At 68.8% G+C, this 10,315-nt stretch carries 13 protein-coding genes; 10 read left to right on the forward strand and 3 right to left on the reverse strand.

Annotation, left to right across the window (positions count from 1 at the left end; translation table 11 throughout):
• Positions 1–78: 78 nt before the first annotated feature.
• A complete protein-coding gene (gene gluQRS, locus EQG76_RS05225; protein ID WP_159711252.1) occupies positions 79–993 on the forward strand; it encodes a tRNA glutamyl-Q(34) synthetase GluQRS in 915 nt (304 codons plus the stop codon).
• Positions 994–1,088: 95 nt separating this feature from the next.
• Positions 1,089–1,928 carry an alpha/beta fold hydrolase gene (locus EQG76_RS05230; RefSeq protein WP_159711228.1) on the forward strand — a complete coding sequence of 280 codons (840 nt, stop codon included), beginning with the start codon at positions 1,089–1,091 and terminating at the stop codon, positions 1,926–1,928.
• On the opposite strand, the gene EQG76_RS05235 is transcribed toward EQG76_RS05230, so the two are convergent.
• Together EQG76_RS05235 and sugE are read right to left on the reverse strand one after the other, a co-directional pair.
• A complete protein-coding gene (locus EQG76_RS05235; RefSeq protein WP_159711230.1) occupies positions 1,897–2,796 on the reverse strand; it encodes a Gfo/Idh/MocA family protein in 900 nt (299 codons plus the stop codon). The genes EQG76_RS05230 and EQG76_RS05235 overlap by 32 nt on opposite strands.
• 78 nt (positions 2,797–2,874) lie before the next feature.
• The gene (gene sugE / locus EQG76_RS05240) at positions 2,875–3,195 is read right to left on the reverse strand and encodes a quaternary ammonium compound efflux SMR transporter SugE (RefSeq protein ID WP_159711232.1); all 321 of its coding nucleotides are present in this window, start codon (positions 3,193–3,195) and stop codon (positions 2,875–2,877) included.
• A 72-nt stretch (positions 3,196–3,267) separates the two neighbouring features.
• Between sugE and EQG76_RS05245 the strand changes: the two genes are divergently transcribed.
• From EQG76_RS05245 to EQG76_RS05255, 3 genes are all read left to right on the forward strand, one after another.
• Positions 3,268–3,828, forward strand: coding sequence for a TetR/AcrR family transcriptional regulator (locus tag EQG76_RS05245; protein WP_159711234.1), 561 nt, complete (start codon positions 3,268–3,270; stop codon positions 3,826–3,828).
• 274 nt (positions 3,829–4,102) lie between these two features.
• Positions 4,103–4,348: a DUF2312 domain-containing protein gene (locus tag EQG76_RS05250; protein WP_159711236.1), complete on the forward strand. Its 246-nt coding sequence runs from the start codon at positions 4,103–4,105 to the stop codon at positions 4,346–4,348.
• Positions 4,349–4,463: 115 nt separating this feature from the next.
• Positions 4,464–5,201 carry a DUF3750 domain-containing protein gene (locus tag EQG76_RS05255; RefSeq protein ID WP_159711238.1) on the forward strand — a complete coding sequence of 246 codons (738 nt, stop codon included), beginning with the start codon at positions 4,464–4,466 and terminating at the stop codon, positions 5,199–5,201.
• 41 nt (positions 5,202–5,242) lie between these two features.
• Here the strand turns inward: EQG76_RS05255 and aqpZ are convergent, their stop codons facing one another.
• Positions 5,243–5,965: an aquaporin Z gene (gene aqpZ, locus EQG76_RS05260; RefSeq protein WP_159711240.1), complete on the reverse strand. Its 723-nt coding sequence runs from the start codon at positions 5,963–5,965 to the stop codon at positions 5,243–5,245.
• A gap of 342 nt (positions 5,966–6,307) precedes the next feature.
• Here aqpZ and EQG76_RS05265 point away from each other — a divergent pair, with 342 nt between their 5' ends.
• From EQG76_RS05265 to EQG76_RS05285, 5 genes are all read left to right on the forward strand, one after another.
• On the forward strand, positions 6,308–6,658 hold the full coding sequence (locus tag EQG76_RS05265; RefSeq protein WP_159711242.1) for an EF-hand domain-containing protein: 351 nt from the start codon (positions 6,308–6,310) through the stop codon (positions 6,656–6,658).
• A 53-nt stretch (positions 6,659–6,711) separates the two neighbouring features.
• Positions 6,712–7,956: a D-amino acid dehydrogenase gene (locus EQG76_RS05270; protein ID WP_159711244.1), complete on the forward strand. Its 1,245-nt coding sequence runs from the start codon at positions 6,712–6,714 to the stop codon at positions 7,954–7,956.
• 81 nt (positions 7,957–8,037) lie between these two features.
• Positions 8,038–8,952 (forward strand): transporter substrate-binding domain-containing protein, encoded by a 915-nt coding sequence (locus tag EQG76_RS05275; RefSeq protein WP_159711246.1) that lies wholly within the window; start codon positions 8,038–8,040, stop codon positions 8,950–8,952.
• Between the two features lie 79 nt (positions 8,953–9,031).
• Entirely contained in the window at positions 9,032–9,700 is a 669-nt protein-coding gene (locus tag EQG76_RS05280) for an amino acid ABC transporter permease (RefSeq protein WP_159711248.1), read from the forward strand.
• Positions 9,701–9,709: 9 nt separating this feature from the next.
• Positions 9,710–10,315, forward strand: a 606-nt coding sequence (locus EQG76_RS05285; protein WP_159711250.1) for an amino acid ABC transporter permease, incomplete at its 3' end; no start/stop codon positions are given.

Below are 10,315 nucleotides of genomic sequence, written 5' to 3' on the forward strand. Positions count from 1 at the left end.
ACCGGCACGATAGGGAAAGGGTCGAGCTTGGTTCTCGCTGGTCATGACAGGCTGCCGCCTTTGTTCGCGGACGAGCCGATCCGGGTCACCCGGTTCGCCCCCTCGCCTACCGGTTACCTGCATCTCGGCCACGCCTACTCGGCCCAGTTCGCCCATGACGCGGCGCATTATTGCGGCGGCAAGTTCCTCCTGCGGATCGAGGACATCGACCTCGGCCGCTGCCGGGCCGAGTTCACCGAATCGATCTTCGACGACCTGGCATGGCTGGGGCTGCGCTACGAGCAGCCGGTGCGCCGCCAGTCCGAGCATCTGCGCGTCTACGAGCAGGCGATCGAGTGGCTCTGGGAAGAGGGGCTGGTCTATCCTTGCTTTTGCACGCGCAAGCAGGTGAAGGTCGAGGTCGAGGAGGCGGGCCGGGCGCCGCACGGCCCGTCTGGCGAGCCGATCTACCCCGGCACCTGCCGCCATCTCGCCCCGGCCGAGCGGCAGATCCGGATGGATCGCGGCGAGCCGTTCGCCTGGCGCCTGGATGTGGGTGCCGCACTGGAGCGGACAGGACCCTTGTCCTGGTTCGACTGCCGGGCCGGCGAGGTCGCCGCCGATCCCTTGTCGCTGGGCGACATCGTGCTTGGGCGCAAGGACGTGCGCACCAGCTACCACCTGGCGGTCACGATCGACGATGCCCTCCAGGGCGTCACCCTGGTCACGCGCGGCGAGGACCTGTTCCACGCGACCCACATCCACCGCCTGCTCCAAGCGGTGCTGGGCCTCAAGACGCCGCGCTACTACCACCACAACCTGATCGTCGACCGGACCGGTCAGCGGATGAGCAAGCGCAACCGCGCGGTGACACTGCGCCATTTCCGTGACACCGGCCACAGGGTCGAGCAGTTGTTCGAGAACATCACCGCGTCACCGCTTGGCCCGATCCCGCGCCGGCAGCCAGTCTCGAGCGCGCCTGCGCGGCCCATGGCGGGAGTTGCGGCGGACTGAGGCGCTGGCAGCACCTTTTCCTGGCCCTGCTGGCAGCCGGGCTCGTCGCCGCGTGCAATGGCGGCGCGCCGCCGCCTGCCCCGGTGACCGGGCCCTTGCCGGAGATCCGGTTCGAGCCGTCCGGTCCGCCGCTGGCCACCGTGATCGCGCTGCACGGTTTCAACGACCGCAAGGCCGCGTTCACCCAGGTCGGAGAGTGGCTGGCCGGGCGCGGATATCGCCTGGTCGCCTACGACCAGGCCGGCTTTGGCGCCCGGCCGGACCGGGGCTTCTTCGCCGGCACCGAGCAGCTCGTGCGCGAGCTGCTGTTCCGCATCCGGGTCGAGCACGCCAGGGCGCCAGGGGTGCCGATCTGGGTACTGGGAGAGAGCATGGGCGGTGCCGTGGCCCTGGTCGCGGCCGCGCGCGCCGCAAAGGACCTGCCGGTGGCGGGCCTGATCCTGAGCGCGCCGGCGGTCTGGGGCGGGGAGCTCATGGGCCCGTTCCACCGGCTGGTCCTGGCCTCGGCCGTGGCGCTGGCGCCGGAGATGATCCTAACCGGGCGCGGGCTGGACATATTGGCATCCGACAATATCCCGCTGCTGCGCGAGCTGGCGCTGGACCCGCTCTACCTGCCGGGCTCCCGGGTCGACGCGATCGGCGGGATCGTGCGGCTGATGGACGAGGCCGACGAAGCGGGACCTGCCGTCCGCCTGCCGGTGACCATCCTGAACGGCGAGCTCGACCAGGTGATCGTGCCGGAGGTGCAGAAGGCATTCGTCGCCCGGATGCCGGCTGAGACCTGCCGGGAGATCCGCTATCCGGAGGGCTGGCACCTGCTGCTGCGCGACCTGCAGCGCGAGGTGGTGTTCCGGGACATCCAGAAGGTGTTGGAGGGCCAGCGGCCTGGCCACCCCTGCGGCGTCACCAGGGACGCGCCGCCGCCTCGATCCTGAGCGCCAGGTCCAGGGCCGCAAGACCCGCCCGCCCCGGGACCGCGCACAGCCGCTCGCCCCGGATGGCCTGGGCAAAGGCTTCCAGCTCGGCCCGGACGGTGTCCACCGCGGCGAAGTTCTCCACGCTGGCGGCCATCCGGTCGCCGGCCGGGGTGGCCTGGGCCACCGCACGGTTCTGGAAGTCGATCTCGACCGAGCGGGCTTGCGTGTCGAGGAAGGTAGCGCGCCGCGAGGTCGCCTGGGCGATCCGGCTGGCGGTCACGTCGGCGACCGTGCCGCAGGCAAAGCGCAGCCGCGCCTGGACCCGGTCCAGCCGCTCGGACAGGACCGGTCGCCCGTACACCTCCAGGCTCTCCAGCGGGCTCCTGACCACGTCTAGCAGCAGGTCGAGATCGTGGATCATCAGGTCCAAGATCACCGACACGTCCAGCGAGCGCGGCTGGAACGGTGCCTGGCGCAGCATCTCGATGCGTCGGGGGTCCTGGAGCAGTTGCCGGCCATGGATCCAGGCCGGGTTGAACCGCTCGACATGGCCGACCTGGAGCACACGGCCGGCCGCCTCGGCCTGCTCGACCAGCGCTCGCGCCGAGGCCACGTCCGCGGTGATCGGCTTCTCGACGAACACGTGGGCGCCGGCTGCCAGGAAGGCGCTGGCGATCTCCGCATGGGCGCTGGTCGAGGTGGCGACGCTCACCGCATCGACCTGGCCCAGCACGTCCCGCCACTCGGTGGAGAAGCGGGTGATGCCGGGGTCGTTCGCCACGTTGCGGTCCACCACCGCCACCAGCTCGGCGCCGGGCATGCTCGCCCATTTCTGGACGTGCCAGCGCCCGAAATGGCCAGCACCGATCACGGCGACCCTCAGCATCGATCGGTCCCTTTCTTGTCGCCAACGGGTGGCGCCGCCTTCCATAGCTGCCCCGTCCGCACGGCGCGAGGTTCTCGCCTAGCCAGGCGTGGCCAGCTTCAGGCCGATCAGCCCGGCCACGATCAGGGCGACGCTCAGCACGCGGAGCGGGTTCATGGGCTCGCCCATCAGGAAGGCACCCACCAGGAACGAACCGACCGCGCCGATCCCGGTCCAGCTCGCATAGGCGGTGCCGAGCGGCAGGCTGCGCATCGCGACCGCCAGCAGCCAGACGCTGCCCAACATGGCGACGGCGGTCACGACCGAGGGCAGCAGGCGGGTGAAGCCGTCCGACTGCTTCATGAAGCTCGCCCAGACGACCTCGAGGACGCCGGCGATACCGAGATAGATCCAGGCCACGTGGCTGCTCCATGCTGGCCGACAGAAAGCGAGTATTTTATATCCGTCCGGACGGTAGGAAAAGTGGACGTCATGGGACGCAGGCGCAGGATCGACCGGTCCGCGGTGCTGGCGGCGGCGGAGGCCGTGATCGCCGAGGCAGGGGCGACCGGGCTCACCATCGACGCGGTTGCGGCACGTGCCGGGATCAGCAAGGGCGGGGTGCTCTACTGCTACCCGAGCAAGCGCGCCCTGGTCGATGCACTGCTGGAGCGCGATCTCGCCGGATTCGCCGCGGATGCACGGCGGCTGACCGACAGTGATTCCGACGCGCCCGCTGCCCGGCTGCTGGGTCATGTCGCGGCGACGCGGGCCGAGCCGGCACGCTGCCGGGCCAAGGCCGCGAGCCTTTTGACCGCGGCAATCCGCACTCCGGGCGAACAGGAGCCGATCCGCGCCGACTATCGGCGTATCCTGGCAGGCGCCGATACTGGCACGGTCGAGGGTCGGCGGGCGCTGCTCGCCTTCTTCGCCGCGGAGGGCATGTTCTTGCTGCGAGGGCTGGGCTTCGTCTCCCTGCCGGCGGAGGACTGGGACCTGCTGCTGGCGGAGGCGGAGGAGCTCGGCCGCCAGGGCGGCCCCAAGGATGACTGATCAAGGATGAGTGGTGGGGGCGATGCGTCGCTTGCATCGGGCTCGGCCGAACGGCTATGCACTCGGGCGTCAGATCGCCCGATGCCGTGCGGCGCCATGCCCGACGCGGTCACTTCGTCCGGCGACTGCGAGGAGCGAGTAGGCAGGGAGCCGTGCGGCGGGCCAAGAACCCCCGCAGGCCGTGAGGCGCGAAAAAGGGGCTCGCTTGAGCCCCTTTTTCGTGAGGTGGTACCTGCCGGTCCACCCGTGGCGTGAACGAGAGGAATGGTCGCCGATGCCCGACGTCGCCGGGATCGCTGGTGAGCAGCTGCGTCTGTTCGTGGACAAGATCGAACGACTGGAGGTCGAGAAGAAAGAGCTCCAGGAACAGATCAAGGAAGTCTATTCCGAAGCCAAAGGCGAAGGCTTTGATGTGAAGATCCTTCGCAAGCTGATTTCGCTGCGCAAGATCCGGCCCAACGACCGCCAGGAGCAGGACGAGTTGCTCGACCTGTACAAGGCCGCGCTGGGCATGATCTGAGCAAGCCGCCTCTGTAACAGCCCGCGCCGCGCCGCGTCACGTTCGTGTAACATCTTCCTCCTTTACGGGAGGCGGGCCCATCACCATGTTCGAGTTTCTCGGACCGGTGTAGGGCATGCAACGAACGGTGGAGATACTCGCACTCCTGCTGCTGCTGCTGGGTGGCCCGCTGTTCGTGGCCTATACGCGCCCGGAAGTGTTGGACTGGCGGTCGACCAACCATGCGCCGACCAACATCCTGCCAGCACCGGCCGCGCATGACGAGGCGGTGGTGGCGGTCATGGCAGCGCGGGCCTGGGGCTGGCGCGGTGCGTTCGCCGTCCATACCTGGATCGCGATGAAGCCCAAGGGTGCGGCCCGCTATGACCGCTACGAGGTCGTGGGCTGGGGCGTGCAGCGCGGGATGCGCGCCGTGCGCCAGAACATGCGCCCGCCGGATGCGCCATGGGCCGGCAATCCGCCCACGGTCGTGCGCCTGATCGAGGGCGCTGCGGCGGAGGCGGCGATCCCCAAGATCGAGCGGGCGGTGGCCGAATATCCCTATCCCGAGCGCTACGTGATCTGGCCGGGGCCGAACTCCAACACCTTCGTCGCCCACGTGGTCCGGCGGGTCCCGGAGCTGGCCACCGAGCTGCCCGCCCATGCGGTCGGCAAGGACTGGCTGGCCAACTGGTTCCCCCTCGCACCGGCCATGAGCCGCACCGGCGTGCAGCTCTCGCTGTTCGGCGTGCTGGGGCTGACCGTGGCGCTTGACGAGGGCATCGAGGTCAATCTGCTGGGCCTGGTGATCGGCGTGGACCCGCTCGACCTGGCCATCAAGCTGCCGGGCATCGGCCGGGTAGGGATGCGCTGACGGCGGGTGCGGAGCCCCGGGCCCGCACCCGCCGTACCGGATTATTCGACGGGCTGGACGACGCCGCTGGTCTCGGCGGTGCCGGCCAGGGCCTTGTAGGCGAGCCCGGCCAGGGCGGCGCCCAGGATCGGGGCCACCCAGAACAGCCAGAGCTGGCCCAGCGCCCAGCCACCCGCGAACGGCGCCACGGCCAAGCTGCGCGCCGGGTTCACCGAGGTGTTGGTGACCGGGATGCTGATCAGGTGGATCAGGGTCAGCGCCAGGCCGATCGCAATGGGCGCGAACCCGATCGGCGCCCGCTGGTCGGTGCCGCCCAGGATGATGAACAGGAACATGAAGGTCATCACCAGCTCGCAGACGAACGCGGCGAGCATGGTATAGCCGCCGGGCGAGTGCTCGCCATAGCCGTTGGCCGCGAAGCCGCCGGTGACGAAGTCCGCCTTGCCGCTGGCGATGAGGTAGAGGATGACCGCGCCCGCCAGGCCGCCCAGCACCTGCGCCACGATGTAGGGCAGCAGCTCCCTCGCCTCGAAGCGGCCGCCTAGCCACAGGCCGACCGAGACGGCGGGGTTCAGGTGGCAGCCCGAGATATGTCCGATCGCGTAGGCCATGGTCAGCACGGTCAGGCCGAAGGCCAGGGAAACCCCGACAAAGCCGATGCCGAGTTCGGGAAAGGCCGCGGCCAGCACCGCGCTGCCGCAGCCGCCGAGCACCAGCCACAACGTCCCGATGAACTCGGCCACACATTTGCGCGACAGATCCATAGCAGCCTCTCCAAGAAGATCTTGTCAGTTTCCGGTGTTAGATGTGTCATTTTTCGCATCGAGTCGAGGGGACATTGCGGGTTAGGGCTGCCTGGAAGGCTCCGACAGTAGTTATCTTCGCCGGCACCCACGGGACTTGGAGGCACTGGAATCTATGCTTTGCCTCGCCTGCCGAGCGGCGGCGGTCGCCGCCCGCCGGCGGCGCGCCCTCGACTGGTCAGACCACCGGTGCCGGGCTAGCTTCGGCATCGCCGGGCATCCTGCGGCCTGCCGGCGATCGTCCGGGCGGACCGTCAGGGTGCCATCTGGCCAGAGCATCGGACCTGCAATAGAGGCTCGCGCATGAACTATCTATCCCTGGCCCTCGGCTGGTCGATCGTCTGGGCCGGCCTATCCATCACCGAGCCCGCGCGGGCCCAGGCGGTCACGTCCCAGGCACTCGGCGTCATGGATATCGACGGCAGCGGTGGAGTGGACCAGGCCGAGCATGGCATCGCCATGGGCGCGGCCTTCGCCCATGCCGACAAGAACGCCGATGGCGTGCTCGATGCGGACGAGGCGGCACTGCTCTCGCTGCCGCCGCAAGTCGATGCGGACGGGGACGGGCGTATCACCCTGCAGGAATATCTGGACAGCGCCCGGCAGGACTTCGAGGCGACCGACCAGGACGGCGACGGCCTGCTGGTGCCCTGATCGACCGGACGGTGGCGGGCCTGCCGGCGGACGGCGGGCAGCGGGAGTGAAGGATGCGCGTCGTCGTGCTGGGTGGCGGGGTCGTAGGCGTCGCTTCGGCCTACTGGCTGATGCAGGACGGCCATCAGGTCGAGCTCGTGGAGCGCCGGGAAGCAGCGGGCCTGGAGACCTCCTGGGGCAATGGCGCCGTCATCCATGTGAGCTCGGTCGAGCCCTGGTCGGCGCCAGGCGTGCCGCTCCAGGTGCTGCGCTGGATCGGCAAGGAGGATGCCCCCTTCCTGCTACGCCTGGGAGCGTTGCCGCGGATGTGGCGCTGGGGCCTGGAGTTCCTGCGCAATTGCGCCGAGCCCAGGCACCGGGAGAATGCCCGGGCCAATCTCGAGCTGGCGCTCCTGAGCGTCCGGTCCATGGCCGAGATCCGTGCCGCCACCGGCATCACCTATGATCACGCCGCCCATTGCGTGATGAAGACCTTCAACGATCCGGTCTCGCTCACGGCGGCGACCGCAGTCCACGAGGCGCTGGCACCCTATGGACTGATCACCGAGCGGCTCGACGTCGACGCCTGTGTGGCACGCGAGCCCGCGCTGGCCGGCAGCCGGGACCGTCTCGCCGGCGGCCTGTACTTTCCCCAGGACGAGATCGGGGACTGCCCGAAATTCGCCCAAGGTTTGGCCGCCTGGTGTGCCGAACGCGGTGCCGTCCTGCATTTCGGCACGACCGTGGAGCGGATCGAGCTCGGCCAGGGCCTGGTGACGGGCGTGCTGACGTCGAAGGGGCGGATCGCGGCCGACGCGGTGGTGGTGGCGCTCGGGAGCTTCAGTCCGTTCCTCCTGCATGGCCTCGGCCTGAAGCTGCCGATCTACCCGGTGAAGGGAGTGTCGATCACCGCACCCAGGCGGCTCTGGCCCGGTGCGGTGCGCAACGCGATCCTGGACGATGCCGGCCATTATGCGCTGACCCCGGTGGGCGACCGGCTGCGCGCGGTCGGCACGGCCGAGATCACCGGCTACGACGCGACGCCGGACCCTCAGCGCATCCGTGCCCTGGTCGACAAGATCTGCGTCCTGTTCCCGGAGTTCGGGAAGGTGGCGGCCAGTCCGGAGGCGGTGTCCTGGGCAGGGCTGCGACCGGTGATGCCGGATGGCCGGCCGGTGATCGGCCAGACCCGCCTGCCCGGCCTGTTCCTCAACACCGGCCACGGCCACACCGGCTGGACCATGGCGGCCGGCTCCGGTCGCCGGCTGGCCGAGGCGGTGCGGGCCGCGAGCGGGGCAGGCATGGTGAGCGCCGCCTGACCCGGCTGGCGGGCTGCTTGCTCCCGTCCTGTCCGACCGATAGACCTCAAGGATCAGGGAAGAGATGGGATTGCACGACAGATGACCGACAAGATCATTCCGGTTCCCGAGGGCAGCATGGTCCGCCGCGGCGTCCTGGGCCTGTCCGTGGCTGGCGCCGCCGTGGGCGGCCTGACCAGTGCCGGACTGGGCCTGCTGGCGCCGACGCCGGCGCGCGCCCAGGAGGCCGGGACCAGCCGGCTGCAGACGGTCCTGGAGCGCGGCCACCTGATCGTCGGCACCGGCAGCACCAACCCGCCCTGGCATTTCGAGGACGAGAACGGCACGCTGGTCGGCATGGACATCGACATGGCCCGGCTGCTCGCCAGGGGCCTGTTCGACGACCCGGAGAAGGTCGAGTTCGTCCTGCAGGGCCCCGATGCCCGCATCCCGAGCCTGGTGACCGAGAAGGTCGACATCGTCTGCCAGTTCATGACGGTGACCCCGGGCCGGGCCCAGCAGGCCGACTTCACGGTCCCCTATTATCGCGAGGGCGTCGGCGTCATGATGATGGCCGACAGCGACTACAAGACCTTCGACGACCTGAAGGCCGCGGGCAGCAACCTCACCCTTTCCGCGCTGCAGAACGTCTTCATCGAGGACTGGGCGCACCGGGAACTGCCGGAAGCGCGCGTCGACCAGTTCGAGAGCCCCGATGCCGCCCTGCAGGCCCTCAACGCCCGCCGGGTCGACGGCTATTTCGGCGACCAGTCGGCGATCCGCTGGCTCATGCAGCAGGCCCCTGGGCGCTACGTCGACTCCGGCCGGGGCTGGATGCCCAATTCCTATGCATCCGCGGTGAAGCAGGGTGACCCCATCTGGCTGAACTGGGTCAACACTGTCTATCGCGAGGCGATGCTGGGCGTGGATTTCGACTACTTCGCCGCGTCCTACCAGAAGTGGTTCGGCATCACCCTGGAGACCCCGAAAGTCGGCTTCCCGAGCGAGTTCGCCTGACCATAACGACGTAGAGGATGGCCGATCGGGCCGGGCCTGATCGGCCGGCCCTTGGCGGCGCGGCTGCGGAGTCGGCGGGTTGCTCAACTACAACTTCAACTGGTCCGTCATCTGGCGCAATTGGGACGCGTTCCTGGATGCGCTGCTGCTCGGCCTGGGCATGGCGGTGCTCTCGCTCCTGGTCGGCTGCGTAATCGGCCTGCTGGTCGCCTACGCCCGGCTGGCGCAGAACCGCGTGCTGCAATGGACTGCCTGGGCCTATGTCGAGTTGATCCGCAACACGCCGCTGCTGCTGCTCGTGTTCATGTGCTATTTCGGCCTGCCGGAACTGGGCATCCGCTTCTTGGACAAGGTGGAATCCTTTGTCCTGACCCTGTCACTCTATGCCGGGGCCTACATGGCCGAGGTGTTCCGCGCCGGCCTCTCCTCGATCCCACGCCAATATGTCGAGGCGGCCAAGGCGATCGGCATGCGCCCCTGGCAGCGCCAGCGCTGGGTGGTGCTGCCGGTCATGTTCCGCATCACCCTACCCTCGCTCAGCAACAACCTGATCTCCCTGTTCAAGGACACCTCGCTGGCCGCGGCGATCGCCGTGCCGGAGCTGACCTTCACCGCGCGGCAGGTCAACGCCAACACCTTCCGGGTGATGGAGGCCTGGCTCACCGCGACGGCGCTCTACCTCGTCACCTGCTATGCGATCGCGCTGGCCCTGCGGGCGGTCGAGCGGCGCTACGCCTCGATCCGCTGAAGGTTGGACATGGAACGCGGAACCTTTCTCTACGAGGTCTGGGTCGCGCGCTGGTCGCTCCTATCCGGCTTTGGCATCACTTTGTCGGCCTCCGTACTCACCATCGTGATCGCGACCCTCTTGGGCCTCATGCTCGGCATCGGCCTGACCTATGGCTGGCGGCCGCTGCGCTGGCTGATCCGGATCTATGTCGACGCGCTGCGCGGCATTCCGGTGCTGGTGCTGATCCTGTTCGCCTATTACGGGCTGGCGCTGTTCAAGATCAACGTGCCGCCGTTCTGGGCCGGCGTGATTGCGCTCGCGGCCTTTTCCACCGCGCATATCGCCGAAACGATCCGCGGCGGCATCGAGTCCCTGCCGCACGGCCAGACCGAGGCTGCCAAGGCGATCGGGCTGCAGTTCCACCAGCGTCTCGCCTACGTGATCATTCCGCTCGCCACCCGCCGGGTGCTGCCGCCCTGGATGAACACCTGTGCCGAGATCGTGAAGAACACGACCCTGCTCTCGATCATCGGCGTGGTGGAGTTCCTCTTGTCCAACCAGCAGGCGATCGCGCGGAACTACCTAGTGCTGCAGTTCTATCTCTTCGCGGCGGTAGTCTACCTCCTGGTCAAT

This window comes from Geminicoccus flavidas (genome assembly GCF_009806515.1).
In the GTDB taxonomy this organism is placed as follows: domain Bacteria; phylum Pseudomonadota; class Alphaproteobacteria; order Geminicoccales; family Geminicoccaceae; genus Geminicoccus; species Geminicoccus flavidus.